We start from the raw sequence: 19389 nt of genomic DNA on the forward strand, positions 1-19389 counted from the left end.
AACAAGCAATGCACAAAGTAAAACGAATCTTGGTGGCGGATGATCATTTGCTGTTACGCGAAGGTTTAAGACAACTGTTCGAGTATGTTGACGATATTCAAATCGGCGCCGAGGCCGCCACGGGCGATGAGGTCTTAAAAGCATTGGCGCTTGACAGTTTCGATCTTTTATTACTCGACATTAGTCTGCCGGGTATCCACGGCGAGGAACTGATAGGAAAAATCCGGCGGAATTATTCGAACCTGCCGATTTTAATTCTGAGCATGCACAACGAACCGGCCATTGCCAAACGCATGATACAAGCCGGCGCCTCCGGCTTTATCACCAAGGGAACGTCATCCACTGAATTGTTGGAAGCGATGCGTAAAGTGGCTGCCGGCCGGCGCTTTATCAGCGCGGAAATGGCGGAAGAAATCTTCTTTTTAGACGCCTTAAGCCCGGTCGGGGTGGCGCCGCACGAAATTTTAACGGCGCGAGAAGATCTGGTTTTGCGCCTGTTGGCGCAAGGCCATACCGTCAATCAGATTGCCCGCAGGTTGCACCTTAGCAATAAAACAGTCAGCGCGCACAAATCCAATTTGATGGAAAAAATGCAAATAAACAACTTTGCCGAGTTGATGCAATATGCGATTACCCATGGCTTGAATGAATAAACGCTGTTGATGGCCAGTGCTTAAGGCAACTGCCAAGGATAAAGTCTGATGGCGCCGGATTTTTGTTCAGCCACAACAACCCTAAATTTCCCGCCTATATGCATTTGCAGACAAGGCGGCGGAAATTTCTCAGAGAAACCCCCTGCCTAAAATCAGGATACGCCGATTGTTGTTTGGCTTGGATTTTTCTATTCTAAACCCAACCTGATTAGCAAAATGCTTCGGTTAATTCGACAAGATGTCCTCGAAGTCTTCATTTCGGCACGGATTGCCGAGATCCAGTCAGCATGGCTTGCTGGAAACTTGCCATCGATGGCACTGGATGCCCGCGGCTCCGCGAGCATGATGTACTTGTGAGTTTAGCTGAAGTGTCTTGCTAATCGGGAATCCCAAGTTGATCAAATGTTCCGGCTCTAAATACAAGGTCTGAAGCGTCGGTGTTAATTTTAGCCTTTCAACGCCAGGCTTTCAGCTTAAGAGTTACCATGGCGGATGATTGGAAAAGCTGGAATCTCGGAGAAGGTGCGGGCGAATAATGGCCGACGAGCATCTCCAGCGTGCTGGCTCGCCGATGGATTGCGTGGATCACCCGTACGGCAAATACCATGGCTTCAATTGAATAAAGGACTATTCGAATAACGACGTTGGCGCGGTCAAACCCGGCTCGGGTTCGGCACCGAAGCAGCGAAATAACAGGAGTTTTTCAACATGAAAACCGTGCAACCCCGGTTCCCATACGACCAGCGAAAATTTTCGGCGACCCATAACCCAAAATCGTTCAAATCAGTTGCCGAAGCTGATTTCGAAAAAATACTGTTTTGGCATTTGTTGTACAAGCTCGATGCCTATACGGCTGTTTTCGTTCTGAATCCCGCGAATGGATTCCGGCTGGTGTTCGGCATTGAATCCTTATGCCGTACGATGAAAAAAACCAACCCGCTGGCATCGGCTATTTGTATTTCCGATTGCATGCCGGCCTTGACCCTAGTTAAGCTCGGCGAGCTATGGAGCCAGGTGGGTAGCATGGGCTCGGCGGCAATCAAAACCGATTTTATGCTGGCATCGGGGAAAGCCATGGCCGTTGATGTTTCCTTGCATGCACATGAATTTAGCGGCCAAAAAATGTTGGTCGGCTATCTGCGCGACGCGCGCGAACCTAAATTAGCCGACAATGGCTTGCGTCAACTACAAGGCTTATTGGAACAAATTGCACGCGGCGCGGAAATGCGCGGCATTTTCGAACAAATTGCCTTGTCCGTGGAGTCAACGAAGCCGGGAAGTTATTGTTCCATATTGATTCTGGATGAAAACCGTACACGATTTCAAATAGCCGCCGCTCCCTCGCTTTCCGAATCCTATCGGGCCGAGCTCGATGCGTTGGTAGCGTCGGATCGCAGCGGCTGCAACAAGGACTGTGTGGTATCGGCCCTGATGGGAAAAAGGCAGATTCGGGCCGATATCGGCGCGCAATCCTGCGGGAGCGTTTGCCAGCAATTGAAAATCGAAATCGGCGCGGCGGCCTGCTGGTCGGAGCCGATTTTTTCGTCGGCCAATCGATTACTGGGCATCATCCGCGTTTACTTGACTCAGGCTTCCGTACCGGATGATGCCGATTTGGCGCTGCTGCGCCAGGCTAGCCATTTGAGTAGCCTCGTCATCGAGCGGGAGGGGATAAAAAGAAAATCCGTTGATCATGCCGGCGGCAATTCCTTGGCCGGTTCACATAATCGGCACTTGATCGGTAGTCGCCTGCGAGAACAGGCCGAAAGATGTAACCGTCAAGGCTTGAGCATGGCTCTACTGTTCATCAATCTGGATCACTTTAAGGAGGTTAACGTAGCGTTGGGCTTCCAGCTGGGCGATCAGTTGTTGGCGCAGGCCGAGGAGCGGATCCGTGGCAGTGTTCGAGACTCGGATGCCGTCGTTCGTCTGGCGGGTGATGAGTTTGTGGTGATTATTCCACCCTACAAGGGGCATTTGAATGCCGGTTTGATAGGAGAGCATATTGTCGAAGCCTTGGCTAAGCCGTTTCAACTCGATAATTCCATTGCCCATATTTCCGCCAGCGTCGGTATCGCCTATTACCCCGAAGACGCCGACGACATCGATCAGTTACTGGATTGCGCCGATCAGTCGATGTATGCGGTTAAAAAAGCCGGACGGAACGGCGTCAATTTCTTCACCCGCTCCCTGCATAGCGAGGTACAGGATAATCTGCAATTGAGCAACGACTTGCGTGGCGCCTTGCAAGCCGGCCAGTTCAAGGTTTACTTCCAACCGATCGTCAATATCCTTAACCAACACATCGAAAAAGCCGAAGCCCTGATACGCTGGCAGCATCCCGAGCGTGGCATGGTGAGCCCCGATCAGTTTATTCCGATTGCCGAGGAGATCGGCGAGATACATGAAATCGGCGACTGGGTATTTCGGCAAGCGGCTGAAGTGGCGATCCAGTGGCAAAGATCATGCTTGAACTGCCCTTGCGGCCTAAGAGATCTCCAAGTTAGCGTCAATATGTCTCCGTTACAGTTTATGCATGGTACTCCGGACGTGCTGTGGATCGATCATTTACGCACTATCGGCTTGAATCCAAAGACCATGGTGATTGAGATTACCGAAGGTTCGCTGTTGAATGACCGGGCCGATGTGATGGAGAAACTGGGAAACTTCCGCGCGGCCGGCATGCAGATCGCGATGGACGATTTCGGTACCGGTTATTCGGCCATGGCTTATCTGAAAAAATTCGATATCCATTATTTGAAGATAGACCGCTCCTTCGTTCGGGATCTGGAAACCGATCCGGGCGATCTGGTCATCGCCGAAGCGATCATAGTGATGGCCCACCGGCTCGGTTTGAAGGTGATCGCCGAAGGCGTGGAAACCCAGGGCCAGCGAGATCGGTTGGCGGCGGTGGGCTGCGATTATCTGCAGGGTTATTTGTATGCGAAACCCATGTCGGCCGAGGATTTTTTGCTGTTTGTACAATCCGTTCGAACAACATAAGCCGTTGTCGATCGGAGTAACCCAGAGTGGAGAGAACTACCGAATATTGTCCGACATTAAATATTACCGCCGAGTAGATTATGCCAAATGGATTTATACACTTTGATAAGAGCTATCGACACCATGCCGACTTGTTATCGGAAGGCCGGCGCTTTCATCCTGAACAGACATCCAGGATGACGATGGGAAACCTACCGATAGCGACGGTACGTTATGACCGGAATTTCCGCAGGATTTACGCCAGTCCGATTTATTTACAAATTATCGTCAGTGAAAGGGCGGCGGAAATACTGGGCAAATCCGTCGACGAACTCTGGTGGCCCACCAATATCTCCGCCAAGGCTTATCGGTCGGTGCTGGAACAGGTGATGTTCAGCGGCAGGGAATCCGAAGTGACACTGGAATGGACAGACCCGGATGGCCGCCCAGTCAGCTACATAGAGAAACTGGTGCCGGAATACGACGACTCCGGCGAGATTGTCGGGGTGTCGGTTTTAGTGATCGATATCAGCTCTCTACGTCGGCAACAGCTAATCGAAAACAATCGTCAACGCGTGTTCGAGAGATTGGCTCACGGCGATGATTTAGCCGGTATTTTGGCGCTCGTGGCGACCTATGTCGAATCCGCGAAACCCGACAGCTATTGCGCAATTTTGGTGCTGGATGAAACCCGAACGCGGTTTCAAACGGTGGTGGCCCCTTCCATTCCCGATCCCTATAGAGCGATATTCGATTCACAATTTTTGCTCCAGGAACCTGGACACTGTCAGGGTTGGGCGGCGTCGGCCGCGCGAGCCGAAAGAATGATCGTGGAGGATTTCAGCCAACACGATTGTTTGAGTTCTTGCCAGACAATTGCGCGCAAAATGGGCTCAAACGCCTGTTGGTCCGAGCCTATTTTTTCCTCGTCGCGGCATTTGCAAGGCGTGCTGTGCGTTTACCTGAAGCAAACCGGCTTGCCTAACCAAGACGACTCGGCGTTACTGCTGCAAGCCGCCCAGTTGAGCTCGCTGTCGATAGAGCGCAAGCGCCTCGAGCAACAAATCTACAGCCAGGCTTGTTACGATCCCTTGACCAATCTGCCTAACCGACGCTTGTTCAGCGACCGTTTACACGAGGAAATCATCAAGGCCGAGCGTGGCAATTATGGCTTAGCCGTGTTATTTATCGATCTGGACCACTTTAAGGATGTCAACGATAGCTGGGGGCACGCGGCTGGTGACGGTTTATTGGTGGAAGCCGCGCAACGGATACAGGCTTGTGTTCGAGAAACCGATACCGTGGCTCGACTAGGCGGCGATGAATTTGTCATTATCCTGCCGGAAATCGCCAATGCCCGCCACTTTGAACGAGTAGCGCAGAATATCGTTTCCGTCATGCGGCGGCCTTTTTATCATGGCGAGCAAAATACCTCGGTATCGGCCAGCATCGGCATTGCGATCTATCCCAAGGATGCGACTAACCCCGAGTCCCTGATCCGTTGCGCCGATCAAGCGATGTATGCAGCCAAGGAAGCCGGTCGCAATACTTACAACGTCTCAGCCCGCCGATTATCGAAACCCGAGCGGCGGCGTTTGCAACTGAACAACGATTTACACGAGGCGCTGACCAAGGGCCAATTCGATGTCTATTACCAGCCTATCATGGATGTCCGCGACGGGCATGTAGTCAAGGCCGAAGCACTCCTGCGCTGGCATCATCCCGAGCTGGGTTCTGTCCCGCCGGATCAATTCATTCCCATCGCCGAGGAAACCGGCATGATTCTGGAGATCGGCGCCTGGGTATTGCGGGACGCGGCGGATACCGCCAAACGCTGGAATGCGCTACTCAATCAACAAGGTCCGAAACAAATATGCGTCAATATGTCCATCCGGCAATTCATCGCGGATCGCGCAGACCAGCATGCTATCGACTGTTTGCTAGTGGCCGGGCTCGATCCCGCTCATATCGCGATGGAAATCACCGAGGGATTGTTGCTCAACGATTGCCCCAAGCTGGCCCAAACACTTGAAAACCTGCATGCACGCGGTATTCAGCTTTCCCTGGATGATTTTGGTAGCGGCATTTCCGGAATATCCAATCTAAAGAGAGCCAACATTGACTATCTGAAAATTGATTGTTCCATTATTCGTGATCTGGAATCCGATCAGTCTCACAGGGCAATGGTGGAAGCTATCGTGGTGATGGCTCAAACCTTAGGCCTGAAAGTGATTGCGGAAGGGGTCGAAACCGCCGGCCAAGGCTCTTTGTTGGCGGCCATGGGCTGTGAGTTGCAGCAGGGTTATTTATACTCCCGTCCGTTGCCGGCCGAAGCATTTTTAGCATTCGTTCAACACCCCAAACAAGTCGAATCCAGTCAACAAAGCCCAACAATCGGCGGGAATGTTGAGGCTGCTTTTGGGGGAGAAAAATTTAAAATTTTCTGAACCGATGCTTCATCTTGCCAGCGTGGGAAAACACCAGAGCGCCAGACCGTAGAACCCAATCGCCAGCATGATTAGCGCCGTAAAACCGAACTGCATCGCAATCAAGGTCGCCAGGATTGCGCTGATCACCGACGCGCAGCCGTTGATGCCCCAAGCCCAAGGTATCAATGCCGGCGCCGTTTGACTCAGTCTAGCCAGCGCCATCGGAAACGGCATGCCCATGCAAAATCCCAAGGGTGCGATCAACAGCACCGACAATAGATAACGGCCGACCAAGCCTAGCCCCAACACAAAGCCACCGATAGCCTCGAAATTCAACACATATAACAGACTCAATCCGGCTATGGCCGCAATCGGCATCAGCACCGGCGGACGTTTGCCGATCGCCGGGTATTTTCGCGAGTAATGGCTGCCGGCGCCCGCGCTCAACAGAAAAGTACCGAGTACCACGGTAACCGCGTACAAGGGATGATGTAGAATCAAGACGAATTTCTGGATAAAAGCAATTTCGATAAATAGGAAGGCTAGCCCTAGACAGAAGAAATACAGCAAGATATTCAAATGATTGCTCGAGCCCGGCTGTATGCCTAACTTGTTTCCGCATAAGCACAACGGCAATCCGATCAAGATCAGACTGGCGAATATCGCCTGCGCCAAGGCGGCGACTAACAACAGATAGCCGCTCTCTAACAAAAAACCGCCACCACTACGCAATAACGGTAGTACCTCGGGCAGGGTTTCCCATTTAAAAAAGTGAAACAAATAGGGTTTATCGTCCGTCGCCACCTCGACATTGAATTTATAGGCCGCCATGAACGCGCGACTGTCATCACCCAATAACGCCGTGATGGACCGATACAGATAAGGCTGCTGTTGCATATTGAAGCGGTTGACTTCAGCTTCGGCGATGCCGGGGTAATAGACCGGATCGAAACCACGCGCTTGGCAAAACTGCTTCAAACTATCGATTTCATGTCGAGTGATGACGCCGTTTTTGATCAACAAGGTGCTGGTTTGCCAGCCGCGTATCATCAACATTTGTTGGCCTGGTTGTTGAATGCCGGCCTTTTTAAGCGCCGCTATCACCGTGGCCAATAATTTGACTTCATCGCGGGGCGGAACCTTGATCCAACGGGTAATGCTCAGAAACCCGTCCGGGCTTAGGTGGCGTAGATAGTCTCGTATGGCTTGTTCGGTATAAAGGTAATTTTCGGCCAAGGAATAAAGGCCCGCCGCAGAACCAAAACCGTCCAACAAGGAAATATTGACCAGCTTATGGGTTTTATTCGTAGTAGCCAAATAACCGCGTGCATCGTCGACATGGACCTTGATCCCAGGGCTAGCATAAATATGACCGGAAAAATCCGCGTATTTTTCCTTGACCAAGGCTACGATCCGCCCATTCAACTCGACCGCATCAATTTGATTAACGCCATGATAGCGGGCCTGCAAAATATCACTGCCGGTGCCGGCACCGAGAATCAGGATGTCGTCGATCCGGTTTAAATGATAAGGCAGCGCCGATGTGGTTTGATCCAAATAGCTAACGCTTGCCGGATTGCCGTTATAGCGGGTGATGGCGGATATGTTGTCGGCGTCGATAAACACCGCCAGTTGCTCGGGCGGCTCGGCGGTGGCATTCAGACTCAGGCCCGGCGCATGGCGCAAAGGGGTAATGCCGCTACTCACCACACTGAGCAGGCCCAGCGGGCTGGTATCGCGGGCTATGATTTTGGTACCCGGCACGCGCAGTAATTGGTTCAGCCCCTTGTACGGCGAGACATTCAGTGTCATAAACTCGGTTAACATGAAAATCACCGCCACGCCGAGGATCACCGGCGCACTAAACCAGGCCCCGAACATAGTCCCCTTCTCAGGCAAACCATAATTGGCCGCGATCAGCGCGGCGGCCATTGCCAGCACGATCGGTACGGTCAAAATCTTTTGCGGAAAAATTAAAAACAGCAGCAAGATGATGCCCAAGCTACCGGCACCGGCACCCAGTAAATCAGCCGCATACACTGAAGAGACCCTGTCCCGATACTGGTAAAACGCCGAGCCTATGACATTGGCCGCAAAAAAGAACGGTATCGCCAACAGCAAATAGATAGCGCACAAATACAACCATTGTACCGGCGCCCAGAGCATTTCAGCCGGATTGAAGGGAATCGCTTGCGCCAGCTGAAAACACAAGGGGGCGGCGGCAGCGAATAACAACATGTTCGCGACCAAGATCCGGGCAAAGTGTTGCATCAACCATTCGCGTTTCAATGCCAGCACCGCGCCGCTGACACCATAACCCAGGAGTGCCAGACTGATGACCATGAAGGCGAAATGATGCCATTGAATGATGGCAAACAGCCGCATCAACAACACTTCGTACGCCAGCGCGGCCGCCGAAATCATGCCGACGGAAAACAGCATGGCAAAAGGGGGCTTTGTGTTCATGGCTCAATGCTGGCCGGTCAACGGCACGAAACTGACCGGCAAAATTTGCCGGGTCGTGATTGCGCCGTCAATTGTTTTTGTTACCAAAACCAGATATTGGGTCATGAACGGTGCTCCAACCGGAATAATCATCCGTCCGCCAGGCTTCAATTGCTTAATCAGCGGCGGCGGAATATGGCTAGACACCGCCGTCACCACGATGGCGTCGAAAGGAGCCTCGCTCTCCCAGCCGTAATAGCCGTCGCCCATACGCGTACGAACCTTGTCATAACCACTTTGCATCAGGTTTTCGGCCGCCTGGTGAGCAAGCGGTTCCACGATCTCGATGCTGTAAACGCTATCGGCTAATTCGGCTAGAATCGCCGCCTGATAGCCCGAACCGGTACCGATTTCCAGCACCTTGTCGCTGGCCTTGAGCCGCAATAAATCGGTCATCACCGCGACGATATAGGGCTGGGAAATCGTCTGACCATGGCCGATCGGCAGCGGTCTGTTTTCATAGGCATGGGGACGTTGTTTATTCGGGACGAAGATATGCCGCGGCACCTTGCTTAGCGCATCGAGTACCCGCTGGTCGAGCACTTCCCGTTGCAGGAAATCGCGCGTCGACACCACATCGGCCTTGATCTGATCGACCATGGCTAGCCGTTGCTGCTCAAAATCGTCTTCGGCAACAACATGACTGGAAAACAACAGCAAAATCATGCCGATAACGATGAGCCAAAAAATCAGACGCATTGTTTTTTTCATAGCCACAACCTCCCGACGCGTATCGTCGTCAACGAAAGCTGGCATGGAACTGTACGCGCGGAAAGTGTTTAGCGGATTTTCCCGGATTGCCAGCCATGCGATTTGGGTTTATTGTTTGACAATATAACGCCTAAGCCCAGTTCAATGACATTATTAAATAGCTACACCGACGCAGGTTATCGATGAATTCAGTTTCATCCGCCACTCTTTTAGTGGCGTGCAGCCTTATTTATAGCGCAACCGGTCTGGCCGAGGGAGAATTCAACATGCCGCTAATCCTAAAATCGAATGATTTTGTTCATCAAGGTGAAATTCCGCCAACCTTAACCTGTGACAATGGTGATAGTTCGCCGGCGTTAAGTTGGTCCGGACTTCCGGCCAATACCAAAAGTCTAGTCTTGATCGTCGATGATCCCGACGCGCCGGACCCAGCCAAACCAAAAATGACCTGGGTACACTGGATACTTTATAACCTGCCGCCGACCGCGACCGAATTAGCGCAAGGCGTGGCCGCCGACGATTTACCCGCCGGCACGCTACAGGGTAAAAACGACTGGGGACAAAGCGGCTATGGTGGCCCTTGCCCCCCGATTGGGCGACATCGATATTTCCACAAACTCTATGCGTTGGACATCGAACTGCCCAACCTGCATCAGCCCAACAAAGCCCAACTGGAAGCAGCCATGGCTGGTCATATCATGGAAAAGGCCGAATTGATCGGAACCTATCAACGCCAACAATAAACGGTTGAGTGACACCCCAACAAGCCGGCGGCCAAGAGCCGAGAACGTTGGCGCACGCCGGTTTGGGGCTGTTGACAGAGTCATAGAGTGCGTTGTTGCCACCGAAGGACTCATGGCGCTGAAAAATCATTGCTGCCGATCGACTGTAAAAACGACCCTGGCAGCAAAAGGCCAAACAAGTCATTAGGATTGTCGAGATTGGTAATACTGTTAATCGTATAGAAGTATTGTCCGCTGTTTTCGACTCAGCAAAATTGCTAACAATCCTTGTCAATCCAAGCCACATCAATTGACCCGCCGCTTTCAACCCTATTCCTGCCGTTATGCTTGGCTTGGTACAAAGCGGCATCCGCCGTCTGAATCAACTGTCCGGCTATTTCGGCTACCTGTATTTTACCTGCCATCGGTAAAAAAGTGGCCGTGCCGATAGACAAAGTCACCGGAATATCGCGTTGGTTAAACTGAATCGACAAAGCGGAGATTGCCATCCGGATTCGCTCGGCAATTTCGCCCGCCCTGACCTGATCACTTTGCGACAGCAAAGCGACAAACTCCTCACCGCCATAACGCGATAACACGTCATTGCTGCGCAACTGCTTTTTAATCGCGCCCGCCACCGAAGCCAATACATGGTCCCCGGCTTGATGGCCATGACCATCGTTGATGCGTTTGAAGAAATCGATATCCAAAAACAGGCAAGACAAAGGATCGCGGCTGCGTTGACTACGATCCAGTTCTTCCTCGATCCGTTGTTCCAGAAAGCGCCGATTATTCACGCCGGTTAAAGGATCGACCAGACTGGTGCGGCGCATCGTCTCGAAAGTCAGGATATTTTCCAAGCAAACACTGAGTACCGAAGCCAAGTGTTCGATAAAGTCGGTGGCCATGTTGCAAATGAACCGATCCGGCCGGTAACTGCCGAGATTCAGCGAACCCAAATATTTGCCGCGCCGGATCAATGGCGCGAGTATCACCGATGAAGGACTAGGAGATTGCAAATCAAAGAATTTCCCATAATTTTCGGCATGGTATATACCGAGCAATGGCCGGTGCGCGAAATCGAAACGTTGCTTGAACAAAGCCTCCTCCTTGGCGAGTAACAATCCGGCGCGCGTTTGGAATTGATAATTGTCGTTGGCCAAACAAGTGGAGATGTCATCCTTGGAGTCCAGCAGACAGAGGCTGACAATATCCAGGTCGAACAAATCCTTGGTTTCGCCCAAAATGAATTCGATCATCTCGGCCAGGGAGTTCAGCCCCAACAAACGCATTTCGAAGGCTTGCAAGCGCTTCAGAGTCAGGCTGTTATGATATACGCGATCCAGAATGCCATCCAGATGGCTTTGCAACACACACAGTTCGGTTGTGATATCTTCTTCCAATGTTCAGTCTCAGCGAGAATTACTGGTCGGTTAAGATTAGCAGGATTCTTGAAAATTGCTCGACTCCCGAATCGACCGGGAATCGAGACTTGGACCTATCAAGCGGCCTGATCGGCCTTGGCTTGGTAACTGTCGATTTGGTTGAAATTCAGATAACGGTAAGTGTCGGCACTCGATGCATCTATCGTCGCCGCATACCGCATGTATTCCTCGACCGTCGGGATTTTGCCCAATAGCGAACAGACTGCCGCCAGCTCGGCCGACGACAAGTAAACATTGGCACCGTTGCCTAGGCGATTCGGAAAGTTACGGGTCGAGGTCGACACTACGGTCGAGCCTTCCGCCACCCTAGCCTGATTCCCCATGCACAACGAACAACCCGGCATTTCGGTGCGGGCACCGACCTTGCCGAAGGTGCCGTAATAACCTTCTTCCACCAGCTGGTTTTGATCCATCTTGGTCGGCGGCGCCACCCACAAGCGGGTCGGCAAGGCGCCGGCTTTTTCCAGCAATTTGCCGGCGGCGCGAAAATGGCCGATGTTGGTCATGCAGGAGCCGATGAACACCTCGTCTATCTTGGTGCCGGCCACTTCCGACAAGGGTTTGATGTCGTCCGGGTCGTTCGGGCAAGCCAGCAGCGGTTCGGTGATTTGATTCAGGTCGATCTCGATGATTTCCGCGTATTCGGCGTCTTTATCGGCTTCCAAAAGTACCGGATTTTCCAGCCAATCCTGCATCGCCTTGATGCGGCGCTGGATGGTTCTGGCATCGCCGTAACCTTCGGCTATCATCCATTTCAACAAGGTGATGTTGGAATTTAGATATTCGCGAATCGGTGCTTCGTTGAGCTTGATGGTGCAACCGCCGGCGGAACGCTCGGCTGAGGCGTCGGACAATTCGAAGGCCTGTTCGACTTTTAGATCCGGCAAACCTTCGATTTCCAGGATACGTCCGGAAAACACGTTTTTCTTGCCCTGCTTGGCGACGGTCAATAAGCCGCGCTGAATTGCCGCATAAGGAATCGCGTTGACCAAATCGCGCAGGGTAATGCCGGGTTGCATCTGGCCTTTGAAACGCACCAACACCGATTCAGGCATATCCAGCGGCATCACGCCGGTGGCGGCGGCAAAGGCCACCAGACCGGAACCGGCCGGGAAGGAAATGCCAATAGGGAAACGCGTATGCGAATCGCCGCCGGTACCGACGGTATCGGGCAACAGCATCCGATTCAGCCAGGAGTGAATCACGCCGTCGCCGGGACGCAGCGACACGCCGCCACGGGTCATGATGAAATCCGGCAAGGTATGCTGCATCTGCACATCAACCGGTTTCGGATAAGCGGCGGTATGACAAAAGGACTGCATTACCAAATCGGCCGAGAAACCCAGGCAAGCCAGGTCTTTTAATTCATCGCGAGTCATCGGCCCGGTGGTGTCCTGCGAGCCGACCGTGGTCATGCGCGGCTCGCAATAACTGCCCGGCCGCACGCCGTCCACGCCGCAAGCCTTGCCGACCATTTTTTGCGCCAGCGTATAGCCCTTGCCGGTCTCGGCTACCGTCGCCAAATGGCGGAACACGGTCGAGGCCGGTAAACCCAGAGCCTTGCGAGCCCTATCGGTCAAGCCGCGACCGATGATCAGCGGAATCCTGCCACCGGCGCGGACTTCATCCAGAATCACTTCGGTTTTCAGTTGAAACTCACAAACCACCTCGTCGCTGTCGTGACGTTTGACCAAACCGAGATAAGGATAAATATCGATTACATCGCCCATCGCCATCTTGGTGACATCGCACTCGATCGGCAGCGCGCCCGAGTCTTCCATGGTATTGAAAAAGATAGGCGCGATCTTCCCGCCGATGCAGACTCCGCCGGCGCGTTTGTTGGGGATGAACGGAATATCGTCGCCCATGAACCACAGCACCGAATTGGTGGCGGATTTACGCGAGGAACCGGTGCCGACCACGTCGCCGACATAAGCCACCGGAAAACCCTTGGCTTTCAGTTCGGTGATTTGCTGCTCGGCGTTGGTGATGCCGTCACGCGGCATTTTCAGCATCGCTTTGGCGTGCAACGGAATATCCGGCCGCGACCAGGCATCCGGCGCCGGCGACAGATCGTCGGTATTGGTTTCGCCGCTGACCTTGAACACCGTCACGGTGAGTTTTTGCGGCACTTCCGGCTTGGCGGTGAACCATTCGGCATCGGCCCAGGATTGCAATACCTGCTTAGGGTAAACATTGCCGGCTTCGGCCTTTTCCTGTACATCATGGAAGGCGTCGAAAATCAGCAAAATATGCGACAAGGCCTTGGCGGCGGTAGCCGCTAGAGCCGAGTTATCCAGCAATTCGATTAACGGCGCGATGTTGTAACCACCCAGCATGGTTCCCAATAATTCGGTGGCTTTTTCGGCTGTAAGGATGGGCGACACGGCGACACCTTTGGCCACATCGGCCAGAAACGCTGCCTTGACATAAGCCGCTTCATCGACCCCGGCCGGCACCCGGTTTGCCAGTAAATCCAGCAAGAAATCTTCTTCGGCAAGCGGTGGCTGTTTCAATAATTCCACCAACGCGGCAACCTGTTCGGCATCCAGCGGTTTGGGAACGATGCCTTCGGCAGCGCGTTCGGCGACATGTTTTCGGTAGTGCTCCAGCATGATGATTCCTGATTAAAAAGTATCGGCAGCGCGGCCCAAGTCCACGTTTGCTTGATTTGTTTGAGATTCTGCAATAAATGCCCGCATGTCTTCGTTATCGACCCGGGCATATATCTCGGCGACGCTTAGATTCACGTCTACCGAATCAAAGCGCGCTTCGTCGCCGAGAAAATAATGATTAGAAACCCAACCCTCGTTGCGGCGACAGACTTCGACATCGACGATGTCCTGCTCGATCAGCACATATTCCTGCAGGGTTGGAATGGTTTGGTATAGGCGGCGTTTGAGGGTTTCGTCGCGGCGACGGGTGGATTTTGACAACACTTCGACGATCAGCACCGGGGTTTCAGTGTAATACTCATGTTTTGTAGAATTGTCACAAACCACCATTGTGTCAGGGTAAAAGAAATGCATGCCAACCTTGACTTTGACATCGGAAGTAAATGGTTCGCAAGGTTTGTTACGCAAGTGATTACGCAATTCGCCAAATACATTGCCAGCAATCCGATCATGATTGAGGCTGGCGCCGGTCATGGCAAACACCTGCCCGTCGACATACTCATGCTTGATCTCGCTGAGCAATTCCGCCGCCAGATAATCTTCGACCGAAATCCAGGTTTGCCTGAACCGTGGTTGTGCGCTCATGACCGCCCTCCTCTAACTGGGTTATTTCATCGCATCGACGATGGCCCGCCCCATTTCCCGCGTGCCGTATTGGCTATTGGAGTTCAGGTCCGGCGTAACGTACACACCTTCGTTGACGACTTTTTCGATGGCGGTTTGCATGCGGGTAGCCGCTTCGTGTTCGCCCAAATGGTTCAACATCATCACCCCGGCCATCATGACGGCAGTCGGATTGGCGATATTTTTGCCGGCGATATCCGGCGCGCTGCCATGCACGGCTTCGAACAAGGCCGCATCCGCGCCGATATTGGCGCCGGGAATCAGGCCCAGGCCACCGACCAAGCCGGCGGTCAAATCGGACAAAATATCGCCGAACATATTGGTCGTCACCACCACATCGAATTGCTCCGGTTTCATTACCATGTGCATGCAGGCGGCATCGATGATTTTTTCGTCGAACTCGATTTGCGGATACTTTTTCGCCACTTCCCGAGCCGTGTTCAGGAACAACCCCTGGGTAAATTTCAGAATATTGGCTTTGTGGCAGACCGTGACTTTTTTCCGGTTATTGTCGATGGCGTATTTGAAGGCATATTCGACGATACGCTCGGAACTGTCCTTGGTGACCACCGCCAAGCTCTCGGCGATGTCTTTTTTCGGGGTCAGATAATGTTCCAATCCGACGTACAAGCCCTGGGTGTTTTCGCGAACCACCACGATATCGACATTGTCATAACGGGTTTTGACGCCCGGCCAGCTTTTGGCCGGACGCACATTGGCGTAGAGATCGTATTTTTTGCGCAATTCGACGTTGATACTTCTAAACCCCTCACCCACCATGGTGGTCAGCGGGCCCTTGAAAGCGACGCGGGTTTGGTCGATTAATTCCATGGTGGCATCCGGTAACGGGTTACCGGTTTTTTCATACGCCGACATGCCGGCTTCGGCTTCCAACCAGTTGATTTTCGCGCCGGATGCATTAATCACCGCAACCGCGGCATCCATAATCGAAGGACCTATACCATCACCTTTAATCAACGTGACGTTATGCATTCACTCTCTCCTGAGGGTTTAAAAAACTATTAATCATACACATTTTCAAGGTTGACGGACAGCGACCGAACCGCCTGACCACTAATAGCTTTTCGCCAAGACTAGAAGCAGAATAACTATTCAGCGCCATTTCAGGCGCGGGTGGTTTATCCCCATCTCCGGCTGGAGAGTGATTTTGTGAAAAAAGGAGCGAATCATCCTTCGAGTCGAAGAACCGGACTCCACGATAGAACAAGCAACCTTGTAGTATTGGCAACTAATAAGCAAAATACATACCGATCAAGCGTGCCCTTTAAATCCTGAAATAGGGGGCGTTTTTCCAATGTATCCCGCACCAATAAACAACAGATCATGCCCATATCGGTGCAAGTGGAGCTACCCGCCCGCTTCCACTATCGCTTTGATTGCCGACAAGCCCTGTTCGAACTGGGTTCCAACCATTTTGTCGCAATTCATGATTAAACCCATGGCTTTGCCGATGAAGTTATTGCTTCCGGACATGCTCCAAGTCACGACGGTTTGATTGCCCTCCGGCTTGAACGTGAACTCCGCGGTATTGCTTGCCTTGAAAGGCTTCAAAAACTCAAGTTTAAAGCGGATTAATTCATCCGGGCGACTTTCAATAATCGTCATACTGCCTTCGCCTACCTTGTGATTGCCGGACCAGCGCATAATGGCACCGACGCCCGCTTCCGCCCCTTCAAAAACACTTTTGGCCGCCGGATCGAGTTTCGCCCAGGGCGACCACGCATCCCATTTGTGTAAATCGTTAACCTGAGCAAAAACAACCGACGCGGGCGCGGACAGGGTGGCGAATCGGGTTACTTGAAAATCAGCCGGTTGCCTGGCTACGACTATCACAAACACTACAACAGCGATTAAAATTAGAACTAGAATCAAGTCCAACATGACACACCCCTATTTTAACCAACAAAAACAGTATTATAGATCAAAATAACCCACTCGCGCACCATAGTCTATTTGCTAACCCGCACAACGAATTCGCTGGACCAGGTTAATTCCGAATCAGCAGGAAGCGTGCAAAATATCAACCCGCAACCAACATAAACTCTAGCCACCCATCGGGTGCCATCGTTATTAGCCATGAATGATTTATGAATAAGCTGTATAGTTTCCGCACTTGATAAATAAGCAGCCGATTCCATGAAAATATTGATACGCAATCTTCCCCGCATCACAACTGAAGCAGAATTACGGAAAATGTTCGAGGAACACGGCACGGTGCAGTCTTGCTCGTTGGTCCTAGATAAAGAGACCGGTGTTTCCAAGGGGTTTGGTTTTGTTGAGATGCCCAAGCCCGGCGAAGCCAAGGCTGCAATCAAACTACTCAACAACCAGGAAGTCGACGGCAGCAAAATCCGCGTCAAAAAAGCCGAGGCGAAAACAAGCGGCGACACAAATGATTAAACCTCCTCTGTACCGCCTGACACTACTAACACCTGACAGAAAAGCAGCATGGGAAAAATTGGCCCGTTATCTCGACTCCAACCGCTACCCTTCATTTTTTTGACCCCGCCCGATACAGCCTTGCTTGGATCGATCCCGCCGCGCCCACTACATTAAATACAGCGTCATCCAAGCATTTCTTTATAAAGCGACAGGGTTTTCGCGACCACGTGTTCCGTTGAGAATTCTTGTTCGATGCGCTGCCGTCCACGCTGCCCCAATCGGTGCATGAGCCTTGGATCGGCTATTAACTGCTCAAGCGCAAGAGCAAGTGCTTCGGGATTGCGTACCGGCACCAGCAAGCCGTTCTCCCCATCCCTGACTGCCTCCCGGCAACCTGGCACATCGGTCGCCACACAAGGTAATCCAGCCGCCATTGCTTCCAGCAATGCTTTTGGCAAACCCTCCCGATATGAAGGTAAACATGCGATATCGGCCTGTTGCAACACTTCCGGAATATCCGACCTGTGCCCCCACCAGTCAACGACACCTTGTGCACTCCATTGCAACAAAACGGATTTATCGATAGCAGCATGATTATGTTGGTCGATATCTCCTACCAAGACAAAACGGGCGACTACCCCGCGTTGCTTCAATATCCTGGCGGCCTCAATAAATTCCATAATGCCTTTATCCTTAAGCATTCTTGCCACCAGCACGACGACAACCTCTCCGGTAGTCTTTGTGGATGGGTGAAACTCGCTCAGATCGACGCCAGCCCCCTTGATCAACACAGCATCCTCGGGCCTGACAGCTCCCTCTTGAACAAAAGACCCAAGATCATCCTGATTCTCGAAAATAACCTTGCTTCCCCGAGGATTGATTAATAAACGATAACCGAATTTTAGAAAAGGTCGAAGCAGGCGAGCCTTTAAATCGTTTGAGGAAAAGACATATCCCATCCCGACCGGAGCATTGACAATCCCACGGATCCCCGTAAGAAGAGCGGCAAGTGAACCGTAGAGTATCGGCTTTGAGGCAATATGGTGAACGAGAGTGGGCTTCTCCCGACGATAAATTTCGAGAATCGCTAAAAAGACTCTCAATTCGCTAAGCGGATTGAGGGATTTCCGGGAAAACTCTAACGCAATGAACTTCATATCTTGCGCTCGAACCAAGTCGGCCTTGTCCCGCTCTCTTGCAACAACTAAAACATCATAACCGGCGTCGCGAGCAGCCATTGCTCGAGCAAGGAAATGCGAACAAAAAAACCAATCCTCGGTAATCAAGAACAACAACCGTGGTCTCATGATGAAGCCACCTTGACTTTAGCTAAAGAGGCCTGAAGTTGCTCGACGGCATAATGAGACGGCTGCTCCCCCATACGCCGAAAATATAGGGATTCTCCTCCCGGAATCGATGCAATTGCATCAATAGCAGACTTAACCAGGAATGAACCCAACGCCATTAAAAAGCTAATCCAATCACCCTGCCCCCAAAAAAACTTCAATTGCGCCCAACATAAGGTTCTACGGGCCAGGAAAGTACGCCGAAACTGAAACTTTCCCTGTCGATAACCCAAGAGGATATCGTCAAGGCAAGCATACCGACTGGACGAATGAGCTCGAAGCAGCAATTCCTGATCCTCGGCCCGCAGCACTTCCGGGTATCGATAAGGATACCGCAAAAACCATTCCCGCCGCCCCATCCAGGTAGGATGAGGGAGCGGGATGTTTCGCCATGTTTGAGAACACAAAGCTTGATGAGTGGCGGCAAACGGGAGTAGTCCGACGACATTGGCCGGGTTACGGAACACTACAGCACGACATCCTAACAAATCAATCTCGGGGTGGATCTCGAGATACGCCACCTGTTTGGCTAGGCGATCAGGAAAGCAGACATCATCGGCATCCATGCGGGCAATGTATTTGCCGCTGGCTAGGCTAACCCCTTGATTCAGGCGAGCGGCCAAGCCCTTCGAAGTTCCGTCTGTAACAATCCTGATTCGTGGATCGCTAAAAGACTTTACTGTATCCAAGGAACCATCCGTTGATCCGTCGTCTAGAAAAATCAGCTCAAAATCAGAAAAAGTTTGGGATAAAACCGAGTTCAAGGCGGCAGAAAGCGCCGCCCCCCCATTTTTGCATGGGAGCAATATCGAAATCACTGGGGAAGGAGGTAAATATGGAAAATTCATTAACGGTACTCGGGGCAACTAAACACTAGAATTCATAATCTTGCTC

Annotated in this window: 14 protein-coding genes; 5 read left to right on the plus strand and 9 right to left on the minus strand. The window is 52.0% G+C overall.

The genetic code is table 11. The features are described from left to right. The first annotated feature begins 8 nt into the window (after window positions 1-8). The 3 genes from IVG45_RS08190 (at window position 9) to IVG45_RS08200 (ending at window position 6082) form a co-directional block, all read left to right on the plus strand. The gene (locus IVG45_RS08190) at window positions 9-653 is read left to right on the plus strand and encodes a response regulator (RefSeq protein WP_196437340.1); all 645 of its coding nucleotides are present in this window, start codon (window positions 9-11) and stop codon (window positions 651-653) included. A gap of 708 nt (window positions 654-1361) precedes the next feature. Beyond that, complete coding sequence (locus IVG45_RS08195; RefSeq protein ID WP_196437341.1) at window positions 1362-3656, plus strand: putative bifunctional diguanylate cyclase/phosphodiesterase; 2295 nt, start codon at window positions 1362-1364, stop codon at window positions 3654-3656. A gap of 80 nt (window positions 3657-3736) precedes the next feature. Then, on the plus strand, window positions 3737-6082 hold the full coding sequence (locus tag IVG45_RS08200) for an EAL domain-containing protein (RefSeq protein WP_196437342.1): 2346 nt from the start codon (window positions 3737-3739) through the stop codon (window positions 6080-6082). A 9-nt stretch (window positions 6083-6091) separates the two neighbouring features. Here the strand turns inward: IVG45_RS08200 and IVG45_RS08205 are convergent, their stop codons facing one another. Continuing rightward, window positions 6092-8530, minus strand: a complete 2439-nt coding sequence (locus IVG45_RS08205) for an SAM-dependent methyltransferase (RefSeq protein ID WP_196437343.1) — start codon at window positions 8528-8530, stop codon at window positions 6092-6094. A gap of 3 nt (window positions 8531-8533) precedes the next feature. Continuing rightward, complete coding sequence (locus tag IVG45_RS08210) at window positions 8534-9280, minus strand: protein-L-isoaspartate(D-aspartate) O-methyltransferase (RefSeq protein WP_196437344.1); 747 nt, start codon at window positions 9278-9280, stop codon at window positions 8534-8536. Window positions 9281-9462: 182 nt separating this feature from the next. On the opposite strand from IVG45_RS08210, the gene IVG45_RS08215 reads away from it, so the two are divergent. After that, complete coding sequence (locus IVG45_RS08215; RefSeq protein WP_230874807.1) at window positions 9463-10023, plus strand: YbhB/YbcL family Raf kinase inhibitor-like protein; 561 nt, start codon at window positions 9463-9465, stop codon at window positions 10021-10023. 257 nt (window positions 10024-10280) lie between these two features. Here the strand turns inward: IVG45_RS08215 and IVG45_RS08220 are convergent, their stop codons facing one another. The 5 genes from IVG45_RS08220 to IVG45_RS08240 form a co-directional block, all read right to left on the minus strand. Next, window positions 10281-11405, minus strand: a complete 1125-nt coding sequence (locus tag IVG45_RS08220) for a sensor domain-containing diguanylate cyclase (RefSeq protein ID WP_196437345.1) — start codon at window positions 11403-11405, stop codon at window positions 10281-10283. Between the two features lie 98 nt (window positions 11406-11503). Continuing rightward, window positions 11504-14062 (minus strand): bifunctional aconitate hydratase 2/2-methylisocitrate dehydratase, encoded by a 2559-nt coding sequence (gene acnB / locus IVG45_RS08225; RefSeq protein ID WP_196437346.1) that lies wholly within the window; start codon window positions 14060-14062, stop codon window positions 11504-11506. 12 nt (window positions 14063-14074) lie between these two features. Beyond that, window positions 14075-14707, minus strand: a complete 633-nt coding sequence (locus IVG45_RS08230) for a Uma2 family endonuclease (protein ID WP_196437347.1) — start codon at window positions 14705-14707, stop codon at window positions 14075-14077. Between the two features lie 21 nt (window positions 14708-14728). Next, window positions 14729-15739, minus strand: a complete 1011-nt coding sequence (locus tag IVG45_RS08235; protein WP_196437348.1) for an isocitrate/isopropylmalate dehydrogenase family protein — start codon at window positions 15737-15739, stop codon at window positions 14729-14731. A gap of 375 nt (window positions 15740-16114) precedes the next feature. Next, window positions 16115-16648 (minus strand): SRPBCC family protein, encoded by a 534-nt coding sequence (locus tag IVG45_RS08240; RefSeq protein ID WP_196437349.1) that lies wholly within the window; start codon window positions 16646-16648, stop codon window positions 16115-16117. 255 nt (window positions 16649-16903) lie between these two features. On the opposite strand from IVG45_RS08240, the gene IVG45_RS08245 reads away from it, so the two are divergent. After that, window positions 16904-17167: an RNA recognition motif domain-containing protein gene (locus tag IVG45_RS08245; protein WP_196437350.1), complete on the plus strand. Its 264-nt coding sequence runs from the start codon at window positions 16904-16906 to the stop codon at window positions 17165-17167. Window positions 17168-17331: 164 nt separating this feature from the next. Here IVG45_RS08245 and IVG45_RS08250 read toward each other — a convergent pair whose 3' ends face one another. Both IVG45_RS08250 and IVG45_RS08255 read right to left on the minus strand, forming a co-directional pair. Next, entirely contained in the window at window positions 17332-18456 is a 1125-nt protein-coding gene (locus IVG45_RS08250) for a glycosyltransferase family 4 protein (protein WP_196437351.1), read from the minus strand. Continuing rightward, window positions 18453-19343, minus strand: coding sequence for a glycosyltransferase family 2 protein (locus tag IVG45_RS08255; protein WP_196437352.1), 891 nt, complete (start codon window positions 19341-19343; stop codon window positions 18453-18455). Before IVG45_RS08255 ends, IVG45_RS08250 begins: the two co-directional genes overlap by 4 nt. Window positions 19344-19389: the final 46 nt, after the last annotated feature.

The organism is Methylomonas sp. LL1, assembly GCF_015711015.1.
Classification (GTDB): Bacteria; Pseudomonadota; Gammaproteobacteria; order Methylococcales; family Methylomonadaceae; genus Methylomonas.